This is a genomic window from Gryllotalpicola reticulitermitis (genome assembly GCF_042651345.1).
GTDB lineage: Bacteria > Actinomycetota > Actinomycetes > Actinomycetales > Microbacteriaceae > Gryllotalpicola > Gryllotalpicola reticulitermitis.
This window is the reverse complement of record NZ_JBHSCN010000002.1, coordinates 23,941-50,736: the sequence shown is the minus strand read 5'-3', so window position 1 is coordinate 50,736 and position 26,796 is coordinate 23,941. Positions and strand designations below refer to the sequence as shown.

Annotated in this window: 20 protein-coding genes; 9 read left to right on the top strand and 11 right to left on the bottom strand. The window is 69.1% G+C overall.

All coding sequences use genetic code 11. The features are described from left to right. Nucleotides 1-365 precede the first annotated feature (365 nt). The gene (locus tag ACFOYW_RS00705) at nt 366-1,214 is read left to right on the top strand and encodes a cyclase family protein (RefSeq protein WP_390226632.1); all 849 of its coding nucleotides are present in this window, start codon (nt 366-368) and stop codon (nt 1,212-1,214) included. 28 nt (nt 1,215-1,242) lie between these two features. Here ACFOYW_RS00705 and ACFOYW_RS00700 read toward each other — a convergent pair whose 3' ends face one another. Next, nucleotides 1,243-2,691, bottom strand: a complete 1,449-nt coding sequence (locus tag ACFOYW_RS00700; RefSeq protein WP_390226631.1) for a DEAD/DEAH box helicase — start codon at nt 2,689-2,691, stop codon at nt 1,243-1,245. Between the two features lie 89 nt (nt 2,692-2,780). On the opposite strand from ACFOYW_RS00700, the gene ACFOYW_RS00695 reads away from it, so the two are divergent. Then, nucleotides 2,781-3,503 carry a ferritin-like fold-containing protein gene (locus ACFOYW_RS00695; protein WP_390226630.1) on the top strand — a complete coding sequence of 241 codons (723 nt, stop codon included), beginning with the start codon at nt 2,781-2,783 and terminating at the stop codon, nt 3,501-3,503. Nucleotides 3,504-3,565: 62 nt separating this feature from the next. On the opposite strand, the gene ACFOYW_RS00690 is transcribed toward ACFOYW_RS00695, so the two are convergent. Further along, on the bottom strand, nt 3,566-3,868 hold the full coding sequence (locus ACFOYW_RS00690; RefSeq protein WP_390226629.1) for a hypothetical protein: 303 nt from the start codon (nt 3,866-3,868) through the stop codon (nt 3,566-3,568). A 10-nt stretch (nt 3,869-3,878) separates the two neighbouring features. After that, nucleotides 3,879-4,103 carry a DUF3107 domain-containing protein gene (locus ACFOYW_RS00685; protein ID WP_390226628.1) on the bottom strand — a complete coding sequence of 75 codons (225 nt, stop codon included), beginning with the start codon at nt 4,101-4,103 and terminating at the stop codon, nt 3,879-3,881. A gap of 128 nt (nt 4,104-4,231) precedes the next feature. Between ACFOYW_RS00685 and ACFOYW_RS00680 the strand changes: the two genes are divergently transcribed. Both ACFOYW_RS00680 and ACFOYW_RS00675 read left to right on the top strand, forming a co-directional pair. Continuing rightward, nucleotides 4,232-7,351: an ATP-dependent helicase gene (locus ACFOYW_RS00680; protein ID WP_390227349.1), complete on the top strand. Its 3,120-nt coding sequence runs from the start codon at nt 4,232-4,234 to the stop codon at nt 7,349-7,351. Then, nucleotides 7,348-10,623, top strand: coding sequence for a UvrD-helicase domain-containing protein (locus tag ACFOYW_RS00675; protein WP_390226627.1), 3,276 nt, complete (start codon nt 7,348-7,350; stop codon nt 10,621-10,623). Before ACFOYW_RS00680 ends, ACFOYW_RS00675 begins: the two co-directional genes overlap by 4 nt. On the opposite strand, the gene ACFOYW_RS00670 is transcribed toward ACFOYW_RS00675, so the two are convergent. After that, complete coding sequence (locus ACFOYW_RS00670; RefSeq protein WP_390226626.1) at nt 10,548-11,624, bottom strand: phosphotransferase; 1,077 nt, start codon at nt 11,622-11,624, stop codon at nt 10,548-10,550. The two genes, ACFOYW_RS00675 and ACFOYW_RS00670, sit on opposite strands and share 76 nt — an antisense overlap. A 38-nt stretch (nt 11,625-11,662) precedes the next feature. Between ACFOYW_RS00670 and nudC the strand changes: the two genes are divergently transcribed. Continuing rightward, nucleotides 11,663-12,619: an NAD(+) diphosphatase gene (gene nudC / locus ACFOYW_RS00665; protein WP_390226625.1), complete on the top strand. Its 957-nt coding sequence runs from the start codon at nt 11,663-11,665 to the stop codon at nt 12,617-12,619. Further along, nucleotides 12,616-14,370, top strand: a complete 1,755-nt coding sequence (locus ACFOYW_RS00660; protein WP_390226623.1) for an ATP-dependent helicase — start codon at nt 12,616-12,618, stop codon at nt 14,368-14,370. The genes nudC and ACFOYW_RS00660 overlap by 4 nt, the downstream gene beginning before the upstream one ends. 863 nt (nt 14,371-15,233) lie before the next feature. Here the strand turns inward: ACFOYW_RS00660 and ACFOYW_RS00655 are convergent. Beyond that, nucleotides 15,234-16,580, bottom strand: a complete 1,347-nt coding sequence (locus ACFOYW_RS00655; RefSeq protein ID WP_390226622.1) for a zinc-dependent metalloprotease — start codon at nt 16,578-16,580, stop codon at nt 15,234-15,236. A gap of 72 nt (nt 16,581-16,652) precedes the next feature. On the opposite strand from ACFOYW_RS00655, the gene ACFOYW_RS00650 reads away from it, so the two are divergent. After that, on the top strand, nt 16,653-17,771 hold the full coding sequence (locus ACFOYW_RS00650) for a YlbL family protein (protein WP_390226621.1): 1,119 nt from the start codon (nt 16,653-16,655) through the stop codon (nt 17,769-17,771). Nucleotides 17,772-17,780: 9 nt separating this feature from the next. Then, entirely contained in the window at nt 17,781-20,720 is a 2,940-nt protein-coding gene (locus tag ACFOYW_RS00645; RefSeq protein WP_390226620.1) for a UPF0182 family membrane protein, read from the top strand. Nucleotides 20,721-20,743: 23 nt separating this feature from the next. On the opposite strand, the gene ACFOYW_RS00640 is transcribed toward ACFOYW_RS00645, so the two are convergent. Genes ACFOYW_RS00640 through ACFOYW_RS00615 form a run of 6 tightly spaced genes read right to left on the bottom strand, consistent with a single transcriptional unit; the run spans nt 20,744 to nt 25,826 of the window. After that, nucleotides 20,744-21,064 carry a hypothetical protein gene (locus ACFOYW_RS00640; RefSeq protein ID WP_390226619.1) on the bottom strand — a complete coding sequence of 107 codons (321 nt, stop codon included), beginning with the start codon at nt 21,062-21,064 and terminating at the stop codon, nt 20,744-20,746. 44 nt (nt 21,065-21,108) lie between these two features. Then, nucleotides 21,109-22,581, bottom strand: a complete 1,473-nt coding sequence (locus ACFOYW_RS00635; protein WP_390226617.1) for an amidohydrolase family protein — start codon at nt 22,579-22,581, stop codon at nt 21,109-21,111. A 39-nt stretch (nt 22,582-22,620) separates the two neighbouring features. Continuing rightward, nucleotides 22,621-22,995 carry a hypothetical protein gene (locus ACFOYW_RS00630; protein WP_390226616.1) on the bottom strand — a complete coding sequence of 125 codons (375 nt, stop codon included), beginning with the start codon at nt 22,993-22,995 and terminating at the stop codon, nt 22,621-22,623. Then, nucleotides 22,992-23,858 carry a DODA-type extradiol aromatic ring-opening family dioxygenase gene (locus ACFOYW_RS00625; RefSeq protein ID WP_390226615.1) on the bottom strand — a complete coding sequence of 289 codons (867 nt, stop codon included), beginning with the start codon at nt 23,856-23,858 and terminating at the stop codon, nt 22,992-22,994. The genes ACFOYW_RS00630 and ACFOYW_RS00625 overlap by 4 nt, the downstream gene beginning before the upstream one ends. 4 nt (nt 23,859-23,862) lie before the next feature. Further along, the gene (locus ACFOYW_RS00620) at nt 23,863-24,684 is read right to left on the bottom strand and encodes a citryl-CoA lyase (RefSeq protein ID WP_390226614.1); all 822 of its coding nucleotides are present in this window, start codon (nt 24,682-24,684) and stop codon (nt 23,863-23,865) included. Next, nucleotides 24,681-25,826: a CaiB/BaiF CoA transferase family protein gene (locus ACFOYW_RS00615; RefSeq protein WP_390226613.1), complete on the bottom strand. Its 1,146-nt coding sequence runs from the start codon at nt 25,824-25,826 to the stop codon at nt 24,681-24,683. Before ACFOYW_RS00615 ends, ACFOYW_RS00620 begins: the two co-directional genes overlap by 4 nt. Nucleotides 25,827-25,917: 91 nt before the next feature. On the opposite strand from ACFOYW_RS00615, the gene ACFOYW_RS00610 reads away from it, so the two are divergent. After that, on the top strand, nt 25,918-26,733 hold the full coding sequence (locus ACFOYW_RS00610) for an IclR family transcriptional regulator domain-containing protein (RefSeq protein ID WP_390226611.1): 816 nt from the start codon (nt 25,918-25,920) through the stop codon (nt 26,731-26,733). Nucleotides 26,734-26,796: the final 63 nt, after the last annotated feature.

Below are 26,796 nucleotides of genomic sequence, written 5' to 3'. Positions count from 1 at the left end.
CCTATGGCAGAGATCGCGTGGGGAGGGCATCGTGCCGCGTCATCGTTGACGGGAACCGCACTCGTCTAGCGAGCGAAGTGGCCGGTAGCGCGCGTGGACCGCAATGTCCACCTGCTGAGTGGTGATACTACGAAATACAGAATTTGTACTACAATCGATGATGATGGCGGGCCCGATGTCACGTGTCAAGGTCGACATGCGAAAGTCGCGCTTCTGCCCTCGCGTCAACGACGACGGACACTTCGGAAGAAGACGATATGAATGACGGCCCGGGCCGACTGCCGCAGTTTCGGGATCTTCCTCACGAGGAGGGCGGGGCAAGATCGGCGTGGGGCTTGTTCGGCCCCGACGATGGCATCGGGTTGATGAACCTGATCACGCCCGAGAAAACCCGCGACGCCGCGCGACTCGTACGGCGAGGCGCGATGTTCCCGCTAGATGTCCAGCTGGGCTTCGTGGACCCGCCGTTCTTCGATCGCGGTCTGCCTCGGCACACGCTTATCGAGCGCCGGCCGGGGCGTACCTTCGACGACGCATATGACAACCTGTTCCCGCAGGCGTCCAGCCAATGGGATTCGCTGGCCCACGTCGCAGCGCGGCCGGAGCAGTTTTACAACGGAGCCACGCGCGCTCAGATCCGCGCAGGCGAGCGCAACACGATCGACCACTGGGCCCGTCGGGGCATCGCCACGCGGGGAATCCTGCTCGACGTGTCCGAGCGGGTGTCCGAGCGGGGCGGCCCTGGGGAGAGCGTGGCCGTCACCGCCGCCGATCTGGACGAAGCGCGCGATCGTGCCGGGGTCGAATTCGAGCCCGGTGATGTGATGCTCGTCCGGACGGGGTTCCTGAGCTGGTATGGCGACCAGAGCCGCGAGTCACGGGTGCGGATGTCTCGGCGGGAGTCGACTGCAGCGCCAGGACTTGAGCGAAGCGAGTCGATGGCCGAGTACCTGTGGAATGCGCACGTCGTCGGTGTCGCGAGCGACACCGTCGGCCTCGAAGTGTGGCCCGGCGAGGAGGATCCGGGGCCGTTCGGGTCGCTCCACCGGATCCTGATCGGCCTCTACGGTCTCGCGATCGGCGAGCTGTGGCAGCTTGACGAGCTCGCGCGAGACTGCCGGGCCGACGGCCGTTACGACGTGTTCCTCACCAGCGCGCCCTGGAATTTTCCGGGGGCTATCGGGTCACCTCCGAACGCGCTCGCGCTGAAGTAAGCCACGCCACCCCGGAGCGCCCCGTGGACTATGCCGTCGGGCCCGAGTTCGCGGGGCCGGCACTGCCAGAGCGACGGCGGCGGCGACGGCGCGGGGCCGCGTTGCCGTCGTGGTGCTCTGCACCCTGCCCGTCGTGGGTGCCGGCGGCGGGCTCTTTGACAGCGGATGCCTCGGCCGGGGCATCCGTCTGCCCTCCGCCCGAGCGGGTACGGCGACGGCTTCGCGTTCCAGCCGATCGTGCGCTCTCGGGGCGCCCCTGCTTCGCGACCTCGGACTCGACGTTGGGCTTCGGGGTCGTCTTGAGGCGCCCCTTGGTGCCTTCGGGGATGTTGAGGTCGGTGTAGAGGTGCGGCGACGAGGAGTAGGTCTCGGTCGGCTCGGGCTGGCCGAACTCGAGCGCGCGGTTGATGAGGGCCCACTTGTGCAGGTCCTCCCAGTCGACGAAGGTCACGGCGATGCCGGTCTTGCCCGCGCGGCCGGTGCGGCCCGCGCGGTGCAGGTAGGTCTTCTCGTCGTCGGGGATCGTGTGGTTGATGATGTGCGTGACGTCGTCGACGTCGATGCCGCGCGCTGCGACATCCGTCGCGATCAGGATCTCTTTCTTGCCCGCCTTGAACGCGGCCATGTTGCGCTCGCGCTGCTCCTGGTTCAGGTCGCCGTGGACGCTGACCGCAGGGAAGCCGCGGTCGGCGAGCTCGTCCTGCAGCTTTGCGGCCGCGCGCTTCGTGCGAGTGAAGATGACCGTCTTGCCGCGCCCCTCCGCCTGCAGGATGCGGGCGATCACCTCATCTTTGTCGAGCGAGTGCGCGCGGTAGATGACGTGCTTGATGTTGGCCTGGACGATGCCCTCGTCGGGGTCGTTCGCGCGGATGTGGATGGGCTTGTTCATGAAACGGCGTGCGAGCGCGACGATCGGCCCCGGCATCGTCGCCGAGAAGAGCATGGTGTGCCGCACGGCGGGAAGCTGCTGGAAGATCTTCTCGATGTCGGGCAAGAAGCCCAGGTCGAGCATCTTGTCGGCCTCGTCGAGCACGACCTCGGTCACCTGTGACAGGTCGAGCAGGCGCTGGCCGGCCAGGTCGAGGAGGCGCCCCGGCGTGCCGACGGCGATCTGTGCGCCGTCCTTGATCGCGGCGACCTGGCCCTCGTACGCCTTCCCGCCGTAGATCGCGACGACCTTGGTCGGGCGGTTCGACGCGCCGAGCTCCATGTCTTCGGACACCTGCACGGCGAGCTCGCGGGTCGGCGCGACGATGAGCGCCTTGACGCCCGGCGCCGGATCGAAGCCGAGCCGCTGGATGACGGGCAGGCCGAAGCCGAAGGTCTTTCCGGTGCCGGTCTTGGCCTGGCCGATGATGTCCTGCCCGGCGAGCGCCAGGGGGATCGTCTGCTGCTGAATGGGGAACGGCTCGGCAATGCCCTTGCCGGCTAGCGCGTCGACGATGTCGTTGTCGATGTTGAGATCTGCGAAAGTCACGAAAAAGATACCTGTCAGGTGTCGGACGGCGAGGGAGAATCCTCAAGCCTTCTCATATCTTACCTAGGGTTGCTTTTAGACTTCCCTGCGTGCCCTTCTCGTGGTTCCGCCGACGCCGGCTCGTGCTCGACGCTCCTCGGCTGCGGCCGCGCCGCGAGCGCAAACCCGGTGTCGCCGCGGATCTCGCCGCGATCGCGCCGGACCTCAGGCCCTTCCTTGGGCTCTCGGCGAGTGTTGAGCTGAGCGCGTTCGAGCAGCTGTCTGGGCTGGTGGCGGATGCTCCGAGCTACAGCGCGAAGGAATCCATCGGTCAGGCCGCCGCCAATGCGCTCGGCCGCCACCGGCGCCTCGTTGCCGAACTGCGCCGCTTCGACGGCGACCCAGAGGTCGAACTGCGCGAGCACTTGCCGCGCGTCGCCGAGCTCGACGCGGTGAGCGCGGGTCACGACTGGGTTGAGCGAGTGCTCTCCGCGCACCTCTGCGGGGCGCTGCTCGAGGACTTCTTCGCCGAGCTCGCCCAGGGGGTCGACGCCGGCGGCATCAAGGACCTGCCTGCGATCTTCGCGGTCGACCCAGCCGACCGGCACGCTCTGCAGTCCATCTTGAAAGAGCACATCGACGGGGATCACCGGCTCGCCGCACGCCTGGCCATGTGGGGCCGGCGGCTGGTCGGCGACGCGCTGCTCTTGACGCGCTCGGGCCTGCGGCTGACGGGCGACATCGATGCGGATGATGCGCACACCGCGGCCCTGTACGCCGAGATCGTCGCGGCCCACACTCGGCGCATGGACGCGCTGGGGCTCACGGCCTGAGTCGCATGCGGCTCACCGCCCGGCGCGGGTCGAGCGTGTGCGCGAGCGGCGCGCGGCTGCGCTCAGGCGGCGACGCCGTGCTGGGTCACGTGCTCGAGCAAGGCCGCGTCTGACACCGTGCGCACCTGGCCGACCAGGATGTCGACGGCGGCCACGACTACGCCCGTGCCGAACAGGGTGATCCACCAGATCACGCCCGCGTCCCACTTGAGACCCGCCCAGGTGAGCCCCACCCAGAGGACCATCGCAGCGATCCCGCCGAGCGCCGGCATCAGGGCCGCGCCGTGGGTGCTGCGCCAGGGCAGCAGGTACCGGCCGGCAAAGCCGATGAGGATGCCGGCGAGAGCGATGAACATCAGCTCCATGAGAGGAGCCTCAGGCGACGAAGCCGACGCGTCGGGTCTCTTCGGCGCCGAGCTGCACATAGGCGATGCTCGCGACCGGGACGAGGTACTTCGCGCCGTGGTTGTCGATCAGCTCCAGCACCGGGTTCGCGTTCGAGATCGCGCTGTTGACCGTCTCACTCACCTCGGGGGCGGGCTGGTCGGTCTCGAAGCTGAGCTCGCGGGGGGCGTTCAGGATGCCGATGCGGATCTCCACCGTGGTGCCTTTCGTCGTTGACTGCTGATGAGCCTATCGACTGCGTGCACACCCGATCGTGTGTGTTCGCCCACGGGGGAAGCGGCGTCTGCCAGCGCGTGTCGGTGGATGCGGCTAGCTTGGCGGACGTGATACTCGACCCGTCTCAGCAGGCTGTTCTCGACCTTCCGTTCGAGAGCTCCGCGGTGGTGCTGGGTGCACCGGGAACGGGCAAGACTTCGGTCCTCATCGAGGTGGTGGCGGCGCGTGTCGGGGCCGGGCTCGTCGGCGCCGACGACGTGCTCGCGCTGTGCTCCAGCCGTGCCGCGGCAACAGCACTTCGCGACCGGCTCTCGCTTCGGTTGGGCGTCTCGACGCAGGGGCCCCGGGCACGCACCGCGAACTCGCTGGCCTTCAGCGTGGTCGGTGCGGCGAGGGCTGCCGCCGGTCTTCCAGAGCCGCGGCTGCTGACCGGTTCTGAGCAAGACCAGCTGCTCGGCGAGCAGCTCGCGGGCGACATCGAAGACGGGGCGGTGGTCTGGCCTGAGCACCTCGCCCCCGAAGTCCGTCGTCTCGCAGGCTTTCGTGCCGAGTTGCGCGAGCTGATGGAGCGCATGGTCGAGAACCGCGTATCGGCGACGCGTCTGATCGAACTCGGCCGCGGCCGCGGCGTGCCCGAGTGGGTCGCCGCGGGCGAGTTCATCCGCCGATACCAAGACACGGTCGATCTGCTGCGCCCGGGCTTCGTCACTGCTGCCGAGCTCCTCGCCGATGCGGCCCGCCTGGTGGGCTCGGGCGACATCGACCCCGGCATCCGCCTGCTCGTGGTCGACGATCTGCAGGAGTTCACCCGGGCTGGGCTCGACTTCCTCGCCGCGCTGGGGCGACACGGCGTGCCGATCGTCGCGTTCGGCGATCCCGATGTCGCGACGACGACGTTCCGCGGGGCCGACCCTGCCGCGGTCGCGAGGTTCGGAGCGCGCTCCGGCGGGAAGACGGAAACGCTGACATTGACGGTGGTCCATCGACAACCGCCCGTCTTGCGTGCCGTGACGCAGCGAGTGACCGAGCGCATCGGTACGGCACTCGCGGGTTCCCAGCGGCGTGCGAGCGGAGCGGCTGAAGGCACCGGCTCGGTGCAGAGCATCCTCGCCCCGAGTGAGGCCGCGCAGTATGCGACCGTCGCCCGCAGGCTGCGCGAGCTCCACCTGCTCGAAGAGCAGACCTCGTGGAGTCGTATGGCGGTGATCGTGCGCTCAGGTCGTCAGGTGCCCGAGCTCGCTCGGGCACTCGCGGTGGCCGAGGTGCCGACGCGCACCACCGCTGCGGCCGGAGCGCTGCGCGACGACTATGCGGCGAAGCACCTGCTCACCGCCGCGTCCGTCGTGCTGGGCCTCACCGACCTCGACGGCACCGTGGCGGCCGAACTGCTGCTCGGCCCGCTCGGGGGTCTCGACGTCGTTCAGCTGCGCAAGCTCAGACTCGCCCTGCGCCACGAGGAGCTTGCAGGCGACCGCACCCGGTCCGGCGACGTGCTGCTGGCCGAGGCGCTCGGCGATCCTGCGGAACTGGTCACCGTCGAAGACATGGCGCCCGGGCGCGCTGCGCGGCGCCTCGCATCGACGCTGCAGACGGCGCGGGGGCAGCTCGCTCGTAGCGCCACGATCGAAGAGCTCCTGTGGACCCTGTGGGAACGCAGCGGGCTCGCCGCGACCTGGTCGAAGCAGGCAGCGCGCGGGGGCGTGCTCGGCGACGAGGCGAACCGGCACCTTGACGGCGTTGTCGCGCTGTTCGCGGCGGCGAAGCGCTTCGTCGAGCGTTCGCCTGGCAAGCCTGCGGCCGATTTCGTGACGGAGCTCGTCGAAGCGGCGGTTCCGGAAGACACGCTGGCGCCGCGCTCGCTCGCGGACGCCGTACTGGTGTGCACGCCCGCCGCCGCCGTCGGCCTCGAGTTCGACGTCGTCGTCGTCGCGAACCTTCAGGAGGGCACCTGGCCGAACGTCCGGCTGCGCGGCTCGCTCCTGCGTCCCCAGGCGCTCGTCGGGGCGTTGGCGGGGGCTGGAACCGATGCGATACCCGTCGGCCGGCTCGCCGCGGGCGATGCGCTCGTTGATGAGCGCACGGTCGTGCTGCACGACGAGCTGCGCATGTTCGCGCTCGCCGTCTCGCGCGCTCGCCGACTGCTCATCGTCGCCGCGAGCGAGGGCGAAGACCAGCAGGCGTCGCCGTTTCTGCGGCTCGCCGACGGGGAGCCTCTCCCGGTGGCCGGGCATCCGTTCACTCTGCGCGGGCTGGTCGGCCAACTGCGGCGTCGATTGACGAGTGTGCCGGCGGATGCTGCTGCGGCGGCGTCCCTCGCGACGCTCGCTGAGGCAGGTGCGCCCGGGGCCGATCCCGCCAGCTGGCACGGGGTGCTCGAGCCGTCGACCGAAGGGCCGCTGGCCGACCTCGACGGCGACGCGGAGGCCACGGTCGCCGTTTCGCCGTCGCAGGTCGCAACCTTCGAAGAGTCGCCGCTCAAGTGGTTCGTCGACGTCATGTCGGGATCGTCCGGCGGTCTCGCTGCCGGCGTCGGCACGATCCTGCACTCCATCATGGAAGCAGTGGCGGCTGAGCCGGAGGGCGACATCAGTGTCGAACGCATCTGGGGCGACGTCGAGCGGCGCTGGGCTGAACTGGGCCTCGAGCCCGGGTGGGTCGAGCAGCGCGAGAAGCGTCGCGTCCAGAAGATGGCGCAGGGCCTGCACGACTATCTCAGCGACTTCGAGAGCTCAGGGGCCACGCTGCTCAGCGCTGAGGGCAAGTTCACCCTGCATCTCGGCCGTACCGTCATCAACGGTGCGATCGACCGGGTCGAGCGGCGCCGCGACGGAACTCTTGTCATCGTCGACCTCAAGACCGGCAAGCAGTACCCGAGCGGAAAAGAGGCGCCGGGCCACCCGCAGCTCGGTGCCTACCAACTCGCCTACCGCGACGGCGCACTGGGCGAGTTGCTCGAATCGGCGGGCGCCGTGTCCGACCCCGCCGCACTCGGCGGCGCGAAGCTCGTCTTCATCGCGCCCGAGACGACGACGACGAGGAAGAACTATCGCGAGGTCCCGCAGGAAGCGAAGAGCGACGCCGAATTCGAGGAGTTCCGGGTGCGCGTGCAGGAAGTGGGCCACGGCATGGCCGGGGCCGAGTTCGTCGGTGTGCGCTCCGACGACGGGCGCGACAAGTACGACTACCGGATTCACCTTGTGCCGGAAGTCACGGAGGTCGGGGAATGACGGGCGGCTCCACCGTGACACGCGGTTTCGGCGGGGGCGCCTACAGTGCAGACGACGTGGCGCGCCTGCTCGGGCAGGCCTATTCGCCGACGCCCCAGCAGCGCGCCGTCATCGAAGCCGGTGCCGCTCCCGCGCTCGTCGTCGCAGGTGCGGGCAGCGGCAAGACCGAGACAATGGCCGCCAGGGTGGTTTGGCTGATCGCCAACGGGTTCGTCGCGCCCGGCGAGGTGCTGGGCCTGACGTTCACGCGCAAAGCCGCCGGTGAGCTCGCCGCCCGCATCCGCGGCCATATCGAGAAGCTACGCCTCGCTGGTGCCGTTCCCGGTGGTCACGACCCGCTCGAGGCGCCGAGCGTCTCGACTTACAACTCGTTCGCAAACGCGTTGTTCCGCGAGAACGCACTGTCGATCGGCCGCGAATCGGACGGGGTCCTGCTCGGCGACGCGGCGGCGTGGCGGCTGGCGCGCGCCGTCATCGGGCGTAGCGACGACCCGCGGCTGCTTGAGACCGAGCACAGCCTCGACAAGCTGGCCACAGCGGTACTCGACCTCGCGCACGCGCTCAGCGACAACGACGTGGGCGATCCGGGCGCGGTGCTACGGCTCGCGGCAGAGTTCCAGGACCTGCTCGCCCTGCCCTCCGGCGGCCGTAACGCGTCGATGGCCGACGCGGTCAAGCTCGTCAGTTCGGTGGAAGACCTGCCGCTGCTCGTCGACCTCGCCGTCGAATACGCCGCTGAGAAGCGGCGCCGCGGATTGATCGAGTACAGCGACCAGGTCGCGTTCGCGTTGCAGGCTGTCAGGCGTCGCGTTGACGATCTCAGCGCGGAGTACCGCACCCGCTACAAGGTGGTGCTGCTCGACGAATACCAGGACACCTCGTTTCTTCAGACCGACCTCCTCTCCGGGCTTTTTGCGGGGCATCCCGTGATGGCGGTCGGCGACCCCAACCAGTCGATCTACGGGTGGCGCGGCGCGAGCGCCGACAACCTCGACGACTTCTCGCGAGCGTTTTCAGGCGCGCCGGGCATCGCTCCGACCTACCCGCTCACCATCAGCTGGCGGAATCCGATTGCCGTGCTCGACGCGGCGAACCTGATCGCGGCACCGTTGAACGCCAAGGCGAAGGTCGACGTCGAGCCGCTCGATCCGCGTGCCGACGCGCCGACGGGCGCGATCGAGGTGAGCTTCGAGCAGACGATCCTCGACGAGGCGGCTGCGGTCGCCGCCTGGTTCGCCGGCCGTTTCCGGGCCGTGGCAGGCGCACCGCCCACGGCTGCGCTGCTCATGCGCTCATGGAGCCGAACGGAGGTTTTCACCAGGGCGCTGCGGGAAGCAGGCATCCGCTATCACGTGCTCGGCCTCGGCGGCTTGCTCGAGCAGCCCGTCGTCGTCGACCTCGTGTGCGCCCTCAAGGTGCTCGTCGACCCCGACGCCGGAAGCGAGCTGCTGCGGCTCCTCGCGGGAGCGCGCTGGCGCATCGGCGTGCGCGATCTCGCGGCGCTGCGCGGCCTCGCGAGCTGGCTTGAGAAACGCGACTTCCGCCAGCAGCTGCTCGACGGCGAGGTGCGTCAGCAGCTGCGCGGATCCGTTGCCGACGACGAAGGCGCGTCGATCGTCGAAGCGCTGGCGTTCATCGGAACGGCACGTCCGTCGCACGGCGCCCTGGCAGACTTTTCCGAGGTCGGCCTTGAGCGGCTTCGCGCCGCGGCGGCGCAGTTCGACGAGCTGCGCGGGCGGCTGGGACTCGAGCTGCTCGACCTGGTCACGCTCGTCGTCCAAGAGCTCGACCTCGACATCGAAGTGCGGGCGAACGAGTCGGCGAGCGGCGGGCAGGCCGGTCTCGACGCCTTCATCGACCTCGCGCGAGGCTTCACAGCGAGTGACGACGCAGGCGCAGGGGTTCGCGCCTTCCTCGACTGGCTCTACGAAGCCGAAGGGCGCGAGCGGTTCAGCCCGCGCACCGACCCGCCTGAGCCGGGATCGGTGCAGATCCTCACCATCCACGGCTCAAAGGGGCTCGAATGGGACCTCGTGGCAGTCCCGCGGCTCGTCACCGACGAGCTGCCGAACGCGTATCGCGACGGCGCGGGGTGGGTGCGATTCGGGCAGCTGCCCTTCGACTTCCGCGGCGACCGTGCGGCGCTTCCCGTTCTCGCCTGGCGCGCGGCCGAAACGCAGAAGCAGTTCCTCGGGAACGTCGACGCGTTCAAGGCGGCGCTCCGCGACCGGCATCTCGATGAGGAGCGCAGACTCGCGTATGTCGCGGTGACGCGCGCCCGCGACCGGGTGCTGCTCGCGGGGTCGTACTGGAGCGCGCAGAGCAGGCCGCGGCAGCCGAGTGCCTACCTCACCGAACTGAGGGAGGCGGGGCTCATCGCAGCCGATGCGGTGCCCGAGCTCGCGTCGGACGAGAATCCGATCGACAGTGCGCTCGCCGACCCGGTGCTGTGGCCGAAGCATCCGCTGCGCGGCCGAGAGGGGCAGGTGCGTGCCGCCGCGGAAGCCGTACGCCATCGCCTCGAGCTCGGCCCGGCCGACCCCGCGCGCGACGTGGGGCCGTGGCGCGGCGAACTCGAGCTGCTGCTGCGCGAGGCCGCCGAACGCCGTCGAGGTGCTGCCGAGCTCGAGCGGCCGCCGGTGCGCGTCCCCGCCTCGCGCTATAAGGACTTCGTCAGCGACCCGGTCGGCACGCTGGCCGCGCTGCAGCGCCCGATGCCTGAGCGCCCCTACAAGGCGACCCGCATCGGCACCCTGTTCCACGGCTGGGTCGAGCGGCGGGCAGGCGTGCTGGGGCAGAGCGAAGTGATCGACAGCGCCGAGTTCGAACTCGACGAGCTCACCCCCGAGAACGAGGCCGATGTGAGCCGACTCGCCGAGCTCAAGGCGACGTTCGAGCGCAGCCGCTGGGCCGGGCAGCGACCGCTCGAGGTCGAGCTCGAAATCCACGCCCCGCTCGCCGGTCGGGTGTTCGTCTGCAAGCTCGACGCCGTCTACCCGCTGCCTGACGGCCGGGTCGAGATCGTCGACTGGAAGACAGGCAAGGCGCCGGCTGACCCTGACGATCTCGAGCGCAAGCAGTTCCAACTGGCGCTCTACCGACACGCGTACGCGACCTGGAAGGGGATTCCGCCTGAGTCGATCGACGCGGTGTTCTATTTCGTGGCAGACGACCTCGTCATCCGTCCCGAGCGGATCTACTCGTCGTCCGAGCTGGCCGAGCGCTGGTCGTCCACGTTCTCGTCCTCGACGGGAGCGAGACCAGCCGAGTGATCGCCCGCGGGCGCGCCGCCCGGGGTCTGCGCGAGCAGCTGCTCGACTTGCGCGGCGTCCAGAACCTGCCCGGTCGCTTGATCGAGCCGATCGACGCCGCCCTGGTGCACCCGTTCGACGAGCTGATCGAGCATCGCTTCGGCGTCGGCGATGATCGCCTGGTCGTGCAGGTCGTGTCCGTGCAGCAGCCAGCGGGCGAGGTCGAGTTCGGCGTGCAGCAGCGCTCGTTGCTGCAGGCGCGGGTCGGCGGGTGCCTGACGCGCCGCGCCGTAGGCGGCGAAGACCGCTTCAGCCGCGTCGGGCTGCGCCCCCATCACCCAGGCGAGGTCACGCGCCGGGTCGCCGATAGACAGCGCCGACCACCCGATGATCGCGCGCACCGACGGCCCGTCGACCAGCAGCGAGTCGGACGACAGCGCTCCGTTGATCACCGTCGGCGCGAATCGCCACAGCGACTGATCGGTCGCCGCCGTGTACCACCTGTTCCGCAGCGCGGCGGGCAGCGAACCTGTGGCCTGTGCACGGTCGACGATCGCCATGATCGCCCGCTGCGCCTCCTCCGCGCTCTGCTGAGGCAGCCCCGCGTCGAGCACGAAACCGGTCGGCAACGAGTGGATCGCGGCCACCGCGTTCCCCGCGGCGACGGCGACGTCGCCATAGACGCGCCCGAGCTCGAGCGGGGCCCCTGCGAGGAAGTCGTAGACCACGGCTCGCGTGCCTTCGAAGGGTGCCTGCCCCTCGACCATGGGAACGTCGAATGGCAGCCGCGAGCGGACCCCGCTCGACAGCGCAGCGAGGGCGATCAGATCGGCGGCCTGCTCGGTCTCTGCCGCCTGCGTGCGCGGCACGCGCACGATGAGCTCGCGCCCGTCGCGTGCGCTGAGCACCGCTGCGTCGTAGTCGCCGTGCTGCCCCGTGGTGTGCTCCCGCGTTCTGATGACGTCGAGGCCGGAAACCGCCGCCGTCGAGAGCGCGGCTAGAGTGAGTGGGGTTCTGGCCATGCCCCTCAGGGTAGAGCCGCGGTGTGAGAGAGGCACGGATGACACGTCGCACGGCGCTCGAGCCGTTCATCGGTCTCGTTGTCGATCGTGACGGTGCGCGTCGCAGCAGGCCGGAGCTGTTCGACGAGCTGCTCGCAGACCCCGCGACACGCTTACTGCCGCTGTGGGGCGGCCGCGCGTTGATGACGGATTCGTCGGCCACCGCCCTTGACCTGATCACTCCCGATCGTCAGACGGCGGCACTCGTGCGTGTGTACCTCGGTCGCACGATCGCGGGCGATGTGCCGGTGATCGCCGTGGCGTTGACCGATGCGGCCGCCGCGCAGCTCGAGCCCGACGAGTCCCGTTGGGCGACGCTCCGTGCGGGCGGCGACACGCTCGGCGAGGTCGATTACGCACTGTTCGTCGAAGCGGTGGCGATCGTCAACTGGCACGAGTCGCACACGCACTGCCCCCGCTGCGGCACACCGACGGTCGTGGAGCAGGGCGGCTGGGTGCGGCGCTGCTTCGTCGACGGCAAAGAGGTCTTCCCGCGCACCGATCCGGCGATCATCGTGCGCGTGGTCGACGACGCGGGCCGCATCCTGCTCGGCAGCAATGCCATGTGGGAGAACAACAGGTGGTCGATCCTCGCCGGGTTCGTCGAGCCGGGCGAGCCGTTCGAGGCCGCCGTGATCCGCGAGGTGCAGGAAGAGTCCGGGGTCGAGTGCACCGAGCCGCGCTACCTCGGGTCGCAGCCGTGGCCGTTCCCGGCGTCCGTCATGATCGGCTTCGAGGCGCGCGCTGTCGCGCAGGGCGACGTGCCGACCACGCCCGACGGGCAAGAGATCCTGGCGGTGCGATGGTTCAGCCGCGACGAGCTCTGGGCCGAGCGCGATGACCTCAAACTCCCGATGTCGGCCTCGATCGCACACGCGATCATCACGGAGTGGTACGGCGGCCCCCTAGACGAGCCGCCTGTGCAGGCCGTGCGAGTGGAGTCTGACGCGAGGTGACGCCTGACGAGCTGCTCGCCGGCCTCGATGCTGAGCAGCGGGTCGCGGCGGAAGCCCTGCTCGGGCCCGTGTGTGTTCTCGCCGGGGCCGGCACCGGAAAGACGCGCGCGATAACGCACAGGATCGCGTACGGCGTCGCGACGGGGGCCTATGCGCCCAACCGGGTGATGGCCCTCACCTTCACGAACCGGGCGGCCGCCGAGCTGCGCACACGACTGCGATCGCTGGGCGCCGCGGGCGTGCAGGCGCGCACCTTTCACGCCGCTGCTCTCGCCCAGCTGAACCACTTCTGGCCGACCGTCGTCGGGGGGCGCACACCTGAACTCGCCCCCGGCAAGGCCCGGATCCTCGGCCACGCCGCCCAGGTTCTGAAGCTCAAGGTCGATACGGCGTCACTGCGCGACGTCGCGGCCGAGATCGAGTTCCGCAAGGTGAGCGGCCTGTCGGTCGACGCGTACGAGCGGGCGGCACGTCCGGTCCCAGGCTCTCTCACCGCGGCCCAGCTCGCCGACCTGATGGACACCTATGAGCGGCTCAAGGACGAACGCCGCTTGATCGACTTCGAGGACGTGCTGCTCGTGCTCGCCGGCATGCTCGAGAACGAGCCGACGGTCGCGATGAACGTGCGGGAGCAGTACCGATTCTTCGTCGTCGACGAATATCAAGACGTCTCGCCGCTGCAGCAGCAGCTGCTCGAACTGTGGCTCGGCGGCCGGCGCGAGCTCTGCGTCGTCGGTGACGCGAGTCAGACCATCTACTCGTTCGCCGGCGCCTCGAGCCGTTTCCTGCTCGGCTTCGAGCATCGCTACGAGGACGCGACGGTCGTCCGGCTCGAGCAGAACTACCGCTCAGCCGCGCCGGTCATGGCGGCTGCGAACGAATTGATGCGGGGCCGGTCCGGCTCGCTGACCCTGCGCGCGGTGGTGGCCGATCACACCTCGACACTTACCTCCGCGCACGCGCCGACGCACGCTCAAAGCCATAGGCCGACCCTGCCGACCGCACCAACGGCCACCGGGTACTCGAGCGACATCACCGAGGCCGCGGGCGTCGCGTCCGCCATTGCCGCCTCGATCGACGCGGGAAACGCCCCCGAATCCATCGCCGTCCTCTACCGCCTCAACGTGCAGGCCGCCGCCCTCGAGGCCGCGCTCGCCGAGGCGGACGTGCCGTACCGGATTCACGGCGCGAAGCGCTTCTTTGACCAGCCCGAGGTGAAACAGGCGGTCCTCGCGCTGCGCGCGGCCTCAGTCACCGTCAGTGGCGAGCCCCTGTTCAAGTCCGTGTCCGACGTCTTGCGCGGTCTCGGCTGGACCCAGAGCCCACCCGAGCGCGCGGGCTCGGTTCGTGACCGGTGGGAGAGCCTCAACGCGCTGATGGGCCTCGCCGACCAGGCAGCGCCGGACATGAGCTTCCGCCGCTTCACCGACGAGCTGCTCGAACGGCAGTCGGCGCAGCACGAACCGACCCTGCGGGCAGTGACCCTCGCCACTCTGCACAGCGCAAAGGGTCTCGAGTGGGACGAGGTGCACATCGCGGGCCTCTCAGAGGGTCTCGTTCCGATCTCGTACGCGACCACCTTCGAGCAGGTGGATGAAGAACGCCGCCTGCTCTATGTCGGCATCACTCGCGCGCGGCGGCGGCTACGGCTGAGCTGGAGTGAACGCGGAACCGGTCGAGCGGCAGCACGTCGGCCGTCGCGATTCCTTGCAGAGCTTGGCAACCGCATCGATCGTGCGGGGCGTGGCTGACTGCTTGCTCCCTGCCGTCGGTGCGCAGCACGAGGCTGCGCGCCGCGAAGTCGCGAGAGTCGCGCATCAGCCGATCGAGCAGGATGCGCGCGATGCGCAGGCAGACGGATGCCGTGAAGCCCCCGTCACTCTCGGCGGCCGCCCGCCGCGCCGTCAGCTGAGTGGCGATGACGGGCCACGCCGGGTCCGCGTCACGGCGCGCCAGGTCGACGCACGCGATGCACGGCCCGGTGCCCGGCTCGACGAACGGCCCGATCTGTGCGCTGCGCTCGCCGAACGTGACCCCGAGATGAGGAACGTCGCGCCGCAGCCACACACCGTGGCGCGTGGGCGCGATGGCGTAGGAGCCGAACAGCACGGCTGCGTCGACCGCGTCGCCGTCGTCGGGGAACGCGTCAACCAGTGTCGCGCCGAGCCCGTGGATCACCGCAGCGAATTGGCGGGCGGCCGGCCCGCCGCCGTTCACGGCGATGCGCAGACGACTGGGCGATGGCGGGGACATCACCGTCGGGGTCGGGATGGCGCCATCGGGCAGCAACGCCGGACCGACCGCCTCGAGCAGTGCGCTCGCGAACTGTGCCCCGGCGCCCGCGGTCTGGGCGATCACCGCGAACGCCGACTCGGGCGCCCCGACCGCCAGCGCCGCGAGCAGGCGCTCGGTCGGAACGCTCGCGCCATCGAACACGCAGATCACGGGATCGACCCCGAGCTGCACGGCCGTCGGCGAGCGCCACACGACGGGGATCGCGGGGTCGAGGCGAAGGATCACCGCCTCAGCATCCGCTACCGGCCGTCACGCGCGCGCAAGTTCTCCACAGCCGGCGACGTTGCGCGGTGGAGGCACGGCGCGGATGATGGCGCGCTCAGTCCTCGGTCGGCCGGTCGCCCGTGTTGCCGTTCAGCAGGTCTTCGATCGCCTGGTCGATCGCGTCGGATTCCGGGTCCGCCGGCGCAGACCCGGTGAGACGGTCGATCAGCCGCTGCGGGTCGTCGATGTCGGCTGCGCCGGGCTGCAGGTCGGGGTGCGACCACAGCTCGTCGCGGGCGCCGGCGCCCACGGCATCCGTCACCCGCTGCCACATCGCGGCAGCCTCGCGCAGCCGGCGCGGGCGCAGCTCGAGGCCGACCAGGGTAGCGAACGCGGACTCGGCGGGCCCACCGGCCGCGCGCCGCCTGCGCACGGTCTCGGCGACTGCGTCGGCCTTCGGCAGTCGCGAGGTCGCCGACAGCGTGACCACATCGACCCAGCCCTCGATGAGCGCGAGCTGCGTCTCGAGTCGTGCGAGCGCGGCCTCCTGAGCCTCGGTCTTCGGCGGGATCAGCGCGCCCGACGCGAGCGCGTCGCGCAGCTCCTCGGGGTTCGCGGGGTCGAACGACGCGGCCAGGTCCTCCATGCGCTCGGTGTCGATGTCGATGCCGCGCGCGAACTCGGTGATCGCCGTGATGACCTGCAGCCGGAGCCACTTCGCGTGGCGGAACAGCCGCGCGTGCGCGAGCTCGCGGACCGCCAGGTACAGCGCGACCTGATCGTCGGGAATGTCGAGCCCTTCGCCGAACGCGCGGACGTTCTGAGGCAGGAGCGCCGCCTGACCGTCGTCGAGCAGTGGGATGCCGATGTCGCCGCCCGAGACGACCTCGGTCGACAACTGCCCGACCACCTGGCCGAGCTGCATCGCGAACAGGGTGCCCCCGACCGCGCGCACCATCTGGCCGGCGTTCTGGAGCATGCTCTGCAGCTCTTCGGGCGCCTGCTCCTGCATCACCTTCGTGAGCGAGTCGGCGATCGAGTTGGCGACGGGCTCGGCGAGCTGGGTCCACAGCGGCATCGTGCGCTTCACCCACTCGCTGCGCGAGAGGAGGGCGGGGACTGCGGCGAGCGTGCCGACGGCGGTCGCCTCATCGAGCCAGAGACCGGCGACGTGAAACGCCTGCTCGAGGGCGGAGGTCTCGGCTGACGTCGCCTGGATTGCGCCCTGTGACGCGAGCTGGCGCCCCTGCTGCAGCGCCAGATCCCAGTTGATCGAACCGTCGGGGTTGCCGCGCAGGGCGCCCTGCAGCTGACCGATCAGCTGCTGGATGCTGGCGGGATCGTTAGGCAGGCCCGCGGCCCCGGCGAGCTTCTGCGGGTCGAGCTCGGCGTTGCCTGACAGCATGTCTCGGAGCATGTCGCGCAGGGCGTCCTCGGGAGACTTGTCGTCCTCGTCCGACATCACGAGCCTTTCCAATAAGGCGCCCGGATACTATTCAGGCGCGTTTGTCCACGCTAACCCGGAAAGAATCACATGACCTTGTACGACGAGCAGCCCGACAACGCTGTGCGCGAACGGATGCCGCGCGGCAAGCGCGTCGGGTGGGCACTGCTCGTCGCGGCCGTCGTCGCCCTGCTGATCCTCGGCTTCGCGCCGAGCCCGTACGTGATCGAGCGACCCGGCCCCGTGTTCAACACCCTCGGCGTCGATTCCGTCGCGGGGCAGCCGACGGCGCCCGATTCGAAGCCGGTGATCTCGATCCCCGCGCGCACGACCTACCCGACGAAGGGCGCTCTGTTCATGCTGACGGTGAACGTCGTCGGCAACCCGCAGCAGCTGCCCAACTGGTTCCAGGTCGCGACGGCGTGGTTCCGGCCGTCAGAGTCGGTCGTCCCCGTCGAGGCCGAATTCCCGCAAGGGCAGACCGCCGACCAGGCGAACCAGCAGAACGCGGCGGAGATGTCGGGGTCCCAGCAGGACGCGACGGCGGCAGCTCTCGCGGAGCTCGGCTACACGATTCCGGGGCACGTCGTCGTCGGCGCGGTCCAGCCGGGCACGCCTGCCGACGGCAAGCTCAAGGCCAACGATCGCATAACCGCCGTCGACGGCACCGCGGTCAGCACGGTCGGTGCGCTGCGCGACGCCGTGAACGCCAAGAAGGGCGGCGCCGTCGCCCTCACCGTCGAGCGCGGTGGCGCGACGCAGCATCTCACCATCACCCCGGAGAAGAACGACGGTTCGTGGGTGCTCGGGGTCGTCGCGGGCGAGCAGTACGGCGAACTGCCTGTCAAGGTGGATTTCCAGCTGACCGACATCGGCGGCCCGAGCGCCGGCATGATGTTCGCACTCGGCATCATCGACAAGCTGACGCCCGGATACCTGAACGGCGGGCAGAAGGTCGCGGGCACGGGCACCATCGACGCCGACGGCAACGTCGGGGCGATCGGCGGCATCCGACAGAAGATGTTCGGTGCGCGCGCTGCCGGCGCGACGGTCTTCCTCGCGCCGCAGTCGAACTGCAGTGACGTGACCGGCGACATACCATCCGGCCTGCACGTCTATGCCGTCAAAACGCTGTCCGACTCCTTGAACGTGCTGAAAACCATCTCTGACCACGGTGACACCGCAAGCCTGCCGACCTGTCATCGATAGGCTGACGAAGTGAGTTCCGCCGCAGCCTCCCGCCCCGCTCGGCCGCCAGTCGACCGCAGGAGGCGCGCTGCGGTGTGGATCACGATCGGTGCGATCATCGTGCTGATCATCGCGTTCTTCATCTTCGCGCGGCTCTTCACCGACGTTCTGTGGTTCCAGCAGCTCGGTTACCTCGGTGTCTTCGCGACGCAGTGGTGGTGGGGTCTCGGCATGTTCGCCGTCGGATTCCTCGGCATGGCTGCACCGCTGTGGACGGCGATCCAACTCGCCTATCGCCTGCGACCCGTCTACGCGAAACTCAATACTCAGCTCGACCGCTATCAGCAGGTCGTCGAGCCGCTGCGCCGGCTGGCGGTGTGGGGCATCCCGATCGTGTTCGGTCTCTTCGCCGGCATCGCCGCGGCCAGTCACTGGCAGCTCGCCGCAGAGTGGCTGCACTCCACACCGTTCGGCACGACGGACCCGCAGTTCCACATCGACATCTCGTTCTATGTGTTCAAGCTGCCGTTCTTCCACGCGCTGGTCTCGTTCACCTCCGCGGTGCTGATCATCTCGTTCCTCGCGACCGTCGCGACCGCGTACCTCTACGGGTCGATCCGGGCGAGCGGGCGCGAGCTGCGCATCTCCCGCTCGGCGCGCGTGCAGATCGCGGTGATCGCCGCCGTGTACCTCATCGTCCAGGGCATCAGCGTGTGGCTGAACCGCTACGACACCCTGACCGACTCCAACGTCAAGGACTCGATCACCGGTGCCGCCTACACCGATGTGCACGCCACGATCCCGGCCCGCACCATCCTGTCGGGCATCGCTGTCATCGTCGGTCTGCTGTTCGTGTTCGCGGCGGCCACCGGCCGCTGGCGCTACCCGATGGTCGGCCTGGGGCTGCTCATCGTCAGCGCGCTCGTCATCGGCACGCTCTACCCGTGGGGCGTGCAGAAGCTTGAGGTCGACCCGAGCGAGAAGCCGCGCGAGACCCCCTACGTCGCCCAGGCGATCAAGGCGACCCGGCAGGCGTACGGCGTGAGCGACGTCAGTGGCACGACCTACAACGTGACGAACGACACCCCCGCCGGTGCGCTGCGGGAAGACGCCGACACCACGGCGAACATCCGCATCATGGACCCGACGATCGTGAGTCCCGCGTTCAGCCAGCTGCAGCAGTTCCGGCAGTATTACTCGTTCTCCGACCCGCTCGACGTCGACCGCTACGACATCGACGGCACGACTCAGGACACGGTGATGGCTGTCCGCGAGCTGAACCAGAGCGGCCTCGGCAGCGGTTCGCAGAACTGGTTCAACAACACCTTCGTCTACACGCACGGCTATGGCCTCGTGGCGGCGGCGGGCAACACCCGAGCGAGCGATGGTGCGCCGAACTTCGTCGAATCCGGAATCCCGACCAGCACCAATCTTGGGAACTACCAGCCACGCGTGTACTTCGGCGAGGATTCGCCCAGCTACTCGATCGTGGGCGCGCCGAAGGGCGGCAAGCCTGTCGAGCTCGACTACCCGGCCAATGGCAACGGGCCGGCGACCTACAACACCTATTCCGGCAACGGCGGCCCCAAGCTGTCGAACGTGTTCGTGCGCCTGATGTACGCGCTCAAGTTCCAGGACGAGCAGATCGTCCTGTCCGACCAGGTGAACCCCGATTCTCAGATTCTGTACGACCGCGATCCCGTGCAGCGCGTCGAGAAGGTCGCGCCGTTCCTCACGCTCGACTCGAACCCCTACCCCTCGGTCGTCGACGGCCACATCGACTGGATCATCGACGGGTTCACCACGAGCAACGAGTACCCGTATTCGATGACGCAGTCGCTGTCGGGCGCCATTGCTGACTCGCAGACGCCGACGTCGCCGTACCCGACCGACAACATCAACTACATCCGCAACTCGGTCAAGGCGACCGTCGACGCATACACGGGCCAGGTCACGCTGTATGCGTGGGACCCGAGCGATCCGGTGCTCAAGACGTGGGAGAAGATCCTCCCGCTCAACATCAAGCCGATCTCCGATATGAGCGCACAGCTGATCAGCCACGTGCGTTACCCGGAAGATCTGTTCAAGATGCAGCGCTCGGTCCTCGCGAACTACCACGTCACTGACGCCGGCGCCTTCTTCTCCAACGAAGACGCGTGGAAGACCCCGCCGGACCCCGCGAAGGAGAACACCTCCGTCCAGCCGCCGTACTACCTGACGATGAAGTTGCCGGGGCAGAAGAGCGCGGCCTACACGCTCTATACGAGTTACATACCCGCGTCGAGCGAGAGCGCGAGCAGAAGCATCCTCAAGGGGTATCTCGCCGTCGACTCGGATGCCGGCGATACCAAGGGGAAGGTATCGCCGAACTACGGCAAGTTCACTCTGCTGACGATCCCCACCTCTGACAATGTCTGGGGCCCCGGCCAGGTGCAGGCGACCGTCGAGTCCGATCCCAACGTCTCGACGAAGCTCAATCAGCTTCGAATAGGCGGCTCGACCCAGGTGAAGTACGGCAATCTGCTCACGATTCCGGTGGGCGGCGGCATGCTCTACGTCGAGCCTGTGTATGTGAAATCGACGGGTTCGACGAGCTACCCGCTGCTGCAAGAGGTCATCGTGTCGTTCGGCACGAAGATCGAGATGGAACCGACGCTCGATGCCGCGCTCGACGCGCTGTTCAACGGCAACTCGGGGGCTCCGACCGGCGACCAGGGCACGCAGCCGACGAGTCCGCCGACGACCGGAACGAGTCCGCCGAGCGGCGGCGGCACCCCTGCGCCGTCGGCGACCCCGACCCCGACGGCGACGCCGGGCACCAACGCGGCGCTGCAGCAGGCGATCTCCAATGCGCAGCAGGCGTACTCCGACGCGCAGTCCGCCATGAAGGCCGGCGACTGGACGGCGTACGGGCAGGCGCAGCAGCGGCTGCAGCAGGCGTTGCAGCAGGCGGCCGCGGCCGAGAAGTAATCAGCCGCGGGCGGCCCTAGCGGTCAGCGCGGGCTCTCGAGCGAGACGCCCGGGAGTTCGCGCAGCCCGTCGACGAGCTTGGCGTGCACGCGCGCCTCGATGGTGGTGCGAGGCAGCCCCGCGCGGCTCAACTCGGCGGCGGTGCTGATCGCGTCATCGAGCGCGCCGACGATCGTGTGCCGATCGGCCGATGCCGGTGACTCGGCGTCGCGGATCACCCGGTCGAGGCTCGCCGTCGCCTGGTCGAGCTTGCGCTGCGCAGGCATCCGTTCGTCCGTGACGATGCCGACGAGCTTGTTGACCAGTTCACGTGAGAGATGCGCGATGCCGCGAGCGGATGCCATGGCTCCAGTCTCGCGGCATCGCCGCCGGTATCAACGCGCGGGGCTCAGCGCGCGTGCGGCCGCGCCGCGTGCGTCGTCTGCGACGCGTAGTCGGTGTACATGTAGGGGTTGTCGAGCACCTTCGACACGGGGATCTCAGGGTTCATGCCCTTGACCCACACCTCGTCGCCGAGCGCGTCAGCGAGATAGACGACCGTCTCTTCGGCGAGCCGCTTCGCGCGGGTCAGATCGGCGCCGACGAGCTTGTGCGCGAACTTCACGACCTGTCCGTCGACGAGCACGGTGTCCACGTCGCCGCGACCGGCCTGCAGAGCGACGTGCCCGTAGGGATTCACGATGGGGAACATCGTGGGGGAGTCGTCGTTCTTGATCAGCACGACATCCGCCTTCTTGCCCGCCTCGAGCGACCCGACGACGGAGTCGAGACCGAGAGCCTTCGCCCCGCCGCGCGTCGCCATGTCGACGACCTGCTCGGCGCGCAGCGCATGATTGGTGACGGTCTGCCCTGCCGCGTGGGCGATCATGTGCTCGTGCGCGCGGTCGGCGCCGAGCGTGGCGCGCATCGCGGCGAACAGGTCGGACGAGAACCACACGCTCGTGTCGACGGAGAGCGACATCGGGATGCCGAAGCTGCGGAGCGCCCACGACGGCGGGAAGCCCTGGCCGCAGCTCTCCTCGCTCTCGGTCGAGAGCGACACCGAGCCGCCGGTCGCGGCGATCCGCTGATACGAGTCATCCGTCAGCGTCGCCGCGTGCACATAAATCGTGCCGGGCGTCATGAAGCCGTTGTCGTACATGAGGCGGATGCCGTCGTCGTTGGTCGCTCCCCACACGCCTGCGTGAGTCGTCACGGTCAGGCCGAGGTCGCGTGCGGCTTCGAACGCGGCTCGCTCGGGGAACTCGGGGTCGCCCGTGACGTCGAAGGCGAGCTGGAAGCCGAGACGATCACCGCCCGTGTTGTGGTCGCGGATGAAGCGCTGCACATCGTCGCGCACCGCCCACTCCCACGGCCCGGCGAAGATGTCGCCGTAGGCGAGCACCCAGCGGCCGGTGGTCTCGGTCAGCGCCGCGAGCGCCGCCTCGGCGTGGTCGACCGTACGGAGCCCGTGCGACCAGTCGACCGAGGTCGTGACGCCGGCGTCGAGCGCGTCGAGGGCCGACACGAGGTTGCCGGCGTAGTAGTCCTCCGGGCGGAACTTCATGCCGTGCTCGAGGTAGTACCAGACGAAGTACTGCGTGAGAGTCCAGTCGGCGCCGTACCCGCGCATCGCGGTCTGCCACATGTGCCGGTGCGTGTCGATCATGCCGGGCATCACGATGCCGTCGCTCGCGTCCATCTCGAAGGTGCCCTCCGGTGCGGGCAGCTCAGGGCCTACGCCGGCGATGCGATCTCCGATGACGAGGACGTCGGCGTCCTTGAGCACGGTGTGGCGGTCGTCCATCGTGAGCACGGTGCCGCCGCGGAACACGATCGGCTGGCCCGGTGCGGGACTGCGGGTGGGTGCGGGGTCTGACATGAGCGCTCCTTCGCGACTCGGGTGGGCTTCAGACGGGGTTCAGACTTCGACGGACGGGTAGTCGCGCCCGATCCAGTGCGAGAGCTTTGCGGCCATCTCGCGCTGGAACGAGAGGGGCCCCAGGCGCCCCGCGTATTCCTCGTCATACAGCGCGATCATGATCGTGAGGTTCAGGAAGAAGTGCGCCCCCATCTCGAACAGGGCGACGTAGTCGTGCTCGACGAGAGCCTGGCGCTCCGCATCCGTCAGCTTCAGCCACGACGTGCGCTCGATGGTGTGCGCGATGCCGAGCAGGGTGCCCTGACCGTTCTCCCAGTCCGCGACGAGGGTCGAGGCATCCGTGCGATACCGCTCGAGCAGCGCCGGATCGCGGTCGATCTCGTAGAGGAACTTGTCGACGTAGTAGACGCTCATGAGCGCGGGTCCCTGTCCGGATACCAGGTCACGTACATCTCGCGCGTGTGGAACAGGTCGAGCTGGTCGACGTAGGAGGCTTTCATGGGGCCCGCGACGCCGAGCATCAGCACCAGGTCGAGGAATCCGGGCGTCGCATTGCCCGACTGCGACAGCTTCTCGAACGTGACGTCGTCGAGCACCGCGTCGACGTCGCCGTTCGCCAGCCACTCGATCGCCTTGAGGTCCCATTCGGGGTCGGGGCCGTGTTCGCCGAACTGAAGTGGACCGCCGAGCTCGAGCGACAGATGTCCGGTGCCGATCGCGGCGACCCGCACGTCCCGCGGGTACTCGTCGATGATCGAGCGGATGGCGCGGCCGAGGTCGTAGAAGCGCTTCGCGCTCGGCAGGGGCGGCGCGAAGATGTTCGTGTAGATCGGCACGACGGGCAGGTCGGCGTCGGGTCGCGTCGTGATGATCGGGCAGATGATCGAGTGATCGAGCTTCAGTTCGTGGCTGATCGAGAAGTCGAAACCCCGGTCGAGCAGCCCCTGGAACATGTACCCGGACAGTTCTTCGTCGCCGGCGAGCGTGTACTTCGGGATCGAGAACTCACGCTCCTCGTTGTAGAACGTCGCGTCGTAGACGGGCTGCTTGCCGATCAGGAAGGTCGGGTAGTTGTCGAGGAAGAACTGATGGAAGTGGTCGCTGCCGACCATGACCAGCAGCTCGGGCTGCGCAGCCGTCAGCGTCTCGCGGTACGCCTCGACCTTCGCCTTCCACTCGGCGGCCTGCGGAATGCGCTCGGCCTCGGGCGTCAGCTCGGTCGCCTTCAGATAGAACGGGTGGTGCGTCGATGCGAGCACCGCGCTCAGGGTTGCCATGGGGTCACTCCTCGGGTGGCGAGTACAGGGCATGGCGATCCACTTCGTCGTAGACCGCCGGTGCGATGGGCGTGTCGAGCTCTTCCGCCAGCTGGCCGATGAGGCCGGCGGTGCGGGCGAGCAGCGCGAAGCCGCGCAGCATCGTGAGGGGCAGGCCGGCGTCGGCGAGTGCCGCGCCCGCGACGCCGGCGCCGTTGAGCGGCAGCGCGCGCCCGAGCACCTCCGGGGCGACGCGGCCGAGGGCTGCGAAGAGCCTGAGGTGCGGGCCGAGCAGCCTTTCCTCCTCCGCGATCGCGAACATCACGGGTGTGCGCGGGTCGCCGTCTTTGTGATTCGGATGCCCGAGCCCCGGCACTTTGCGCTTCTCGGCGCGCGCGGAGGTGAGCAGCGCGCGGGCGGCGTCGTCCCAGTCGGCGTCTGTGAAGGCATCCGTGTCGCCGACCGTCGCGAGTGACTCATGAAGGTATCGCCCCGTGTCCTCGGTGACGCCGAGGAAGCGCGACCCGCCGCCGAGCAGGCCGGCCGCGATCGCGCCCTGCAGCGAGTCGGGCGCGCTGTACAGGGTGAGCCGCGCCGCGATCGCCGTCGGGGTGAACCCGTGATCGGCGAGGGAGACGAGCACCGCCTCGAACACGCGCAGCTGGCCCGCCGTCGGCCGCCGCTTCGTCGCGAGCCAGTAGGCGAGCTCGGCGAAGCCGATTTTGCCCATCAGTTCGCCGGCGAGGTCGTGCCCGAGCACCTGGATCGTGTGCAGATCGCTCGTGCCGATGCCGGTGGGGTAGCGCGTTCCGGAGGTTGTAGACGTCTCAGAGGTCTCGGGGGTCATCGGCGCAGCCAATCCTTGATCTGGTCGGTGTCGGCGCCGAGCGCCGGCGGGGGCGTGCGGTAGGCGGGGCGGGTGCGCGAGAAGGTGATCGGGTTGCGGATCATCGGCACGGATGCCTCGCCGTCACCCACCTGCACGACCGGGTCGAGGCCGAGCCGCTTCGCGAGCTCGACACCCTTGTCGATGGTGTTCACGGGGCCGCACGCGATGCCCGCCTTCGTGAGCAGCTCGTGCCACTCGGCGATGGTGCGCGTGCTGAGCGCCTCGACGAGCGCGGGTCGCAGCTCCGCGCGATTGATGTTGCGCGCCTCGGTCTCGGCGAAGCGCGGGTCGTCGGCGAGTTCTGGGCGCCCGATCGCGTCGGCGAGGCGCCGGAACTGGGCGTTGTTGGCGGCGACGATGATGATCTCGCCATCGGCGGCGGGCAGCGGCTCGTAGGGGAACAGGCTCGGGTGCGCGTTGCCCATGCGGAACGGGACCGTGCCGGCCGCGACATAGGTCGAGCTGTGGTTCGCCATTGCGGCGAGGGCGGTCGAGAGGAGGTTCACCTCGACGTGCTGCCCCTCGCCGGTCCGGTCGCGGTGACGCAGCGCGGCGAGCGTACCGATGATCGCGTTCATCCCGCTCATGACGTCGAAAACGGAGACGCCACTGCGATACGCGGGGCCGTCGGGGTCGCCGGTGAGGGACATCAGCCCGCTCATCGCCTGCACGATGAGGTCGTAGCCGGGCAGCCCCGCACCGCCGGCCGAGCCGAAGCCCGAGATCGAGGTGTAGACGACTCCCGGGTTGATCCTCGTCACGCTCTCGTAGTCGAGACCGAATTTGGCGAGGCCGCCCGGCTTGAAGTTCTCGATGACGACGTCGGCACGTGCGACGAGTCTGATGGCGAGGTCGAGGTCGTCGGCGTCGCGGAAGTCGAGCACGACGTCGCGCTTGTTGCGATTGACGCCGAGGTAGTAGGTGGACACGCCGTCGCGTTCCGGCGGCGCCCACCCGCGTGTCTCGTCACCCACCGGCGCCTCGACCTTGACGACGTCGGCGCCGAGGTCGCCCATCAGCTGCGTCGCGTACGGCCCCGCGAGAACGCGCGAGAGGTCGGCTACCAGGATCCCATCGAGGGGTCCGCTCGGACTCGTCATTGTCGCCGCCTTCGCCATTACGGACAAATGTCCGCTCGTCGCTGGTTTGCAATCTAAGCTGGCAGCACCACGCGGTCAAGAGGGGGTGCGGATGCCGGGGCCGGACTTCATCGAATCCCTCGCGCGCGGGCTCGACGTGATCCGTGCGTTCGGTCCCGCGTACCGGACGATGTCGCTCAGCGACGTCGCCGCAGCCACCGGCCTCGCCCGCCCGACGGCGCGGCGCATCCTGCTGACTCTCGCCGAGCTCGGCTACGTGCGGGGGAGCGGGGGCGAGTTCGAGCTGACGCCGCGCGTGCTCGAGCTCGGCATGTCGTACATCTCATCGAGCGAGCTGTGGACCGTGACGCGGCCACGGCTCGAAGAGCTGGTGGCCGCGACGGGCGAGTCGTGCTCGATCGCGCAGCTGGACGGCTCCGACATCGTCTATGTGGCGCGGGTTGCCGTCCCCAAGCTGGTCACGCTCTCGGTGACGATCGGCACGCGGTTCCCGGCTTTGCCGACCTCGCTCGGCAAGGTGCTGCTGGCGTCGCTGCCGCCGGCCGAGCTCGCGGCGGCGCTGGCGACTCCGTCGCGGTCCGGACTGACGCCCTCCTGGCAGCCGTCGCCGGCAGAGATCGATGCGGAGCTGCGATCTGTGCGGGCGAAGGGGTGGGCGCTGACCGATCAGCAGCTCGCGCCCGGGATCCGCTCGGTGGCGGCGCCGGTGCGCAACGGCGACGGCCGCGTCGTCGCCGCGCTGAACGTGAACGCGCACGCGGCGGAGACCGGTGTCGAGACGCTGACCGAGTCGTACCTGCCGGCGCTGCTGCGCATCGCGGGGGATTTGAGTTCGGACTGGGCCCTCTGGGAGTCGCGACCTGTCCGGTCAGCGGACGTTCGTCCGACGCAGGTGTCGGGCGGCTGAGGAATCGGATCGCCCCTGCGGCCGTTGGCCGAAGCATCCGATCGAATATATGCAGAGCAACTG

Excerpts from the sequence above, each read along its gene's own strand:
- ACFOYW_RS00705 (WP_390226632.1), top strand. The coding sequence starts at position 366 with ATGAACCTGATCACGCCCGAGAAAACCCGCGACGCCGCGCGACTCGTA.
- ACFOYW_RS00690 (WP_390226629.1), bottom strand. The coding sequence starts at position 3,868 with ATGGAGCTGATGTTCATCGCTCTCGCCGGCATCCTCATCGGCTTTGCC.
- ACFOYW_RS00675 (WP_390226627.1), top strand. The coding sequence starts at position 7,348 with ATGACGGGCGGCTCCACCGTGACACGCGGTTTCGGCGGGGGCGCCTAC.
- ACFOYW_RS00670 (WP_390226626.1), bottom strand. The coding sequence starts at position 11,624 with ATGGCCAGAACCCCACTCACTCTAGCCGCGCTCTCGACGGCGGCGGTT.
- nudC (WP_390226625.1), top strand. The coding sequence starts at position 11,663 with ATGACACGTCGCACGGCGCTCGAGCCGTTCATCGGTCTCGTTGTCGAT.
- ACFOYW_RS00655 (WP_390226622.1), bottom strand. The coding sequence starts at position 16,580 with ATGTCGGACGAGGACGACAAGTCTCCCGAGGACGCCCTGCGCGACATG.
- ACFOYW_RS00650 (WP_390226621.1), top strand. The coding sequence starts at position 16,653 with ATGACCTTGTACGACGAGCAGCCCGACAACGCTGTGCGCGAACGGATG.
- ACFOYW_RS00640 (WP_390226619.1), bottom strand. The coding sequence starts at position 21,064 with ATGGCATCCGCTCGCGGCATCGCGCATCTCTCACGTGAACTGGTCAAC.
- ACFOYW_RS00635 (WP_390226617.1), bottom strand. The coding sequence starts at position 22,581 with ATGTCAGACCCCGCACCCACCCGCAGTCCCGCACCGGGCCAGCCGATC.
- ACFOYW_RS00630 (WP_390226616.1), bottom strand. The coding sequence starts at position 22,995 with ATGAGCGTCTACTACGTCGACAAGTTCCTCTACGAGATCGACCGCGAT.
- ACFOYW_RS00625 (WP_390226615.1), bottom strand. The coding sequence starts at position 23,858 with ATGGCAACCCTGAGCGCGGTGCTCGCATCGACGCACCACCCGTTCTAT.
- ACFOYW_RS00620 (WP_390226614.1), bottom strand. The coding sequence starts at position 24,684 with ATGACCCCCGAGACCTCTGAGACGTCTACAACCTCCGGAACGCGCTAC.
- ACFOYW_RS00615 (WP_390226613.1), bottom strand. The coding sequence starts at position 25,826 with ATGACGAGTCCGAGCGGACCCCTCGATGGGATCCTGGTAGCCGACCTC.
- ACFOYW_RS00610 (WP_390226611.1), top strand. The coding sequence starts at position 25,918 with ATGCCGGGGCCGGACTTCATCGAATCCCTCGCGCGCGGGCTCGACGTG.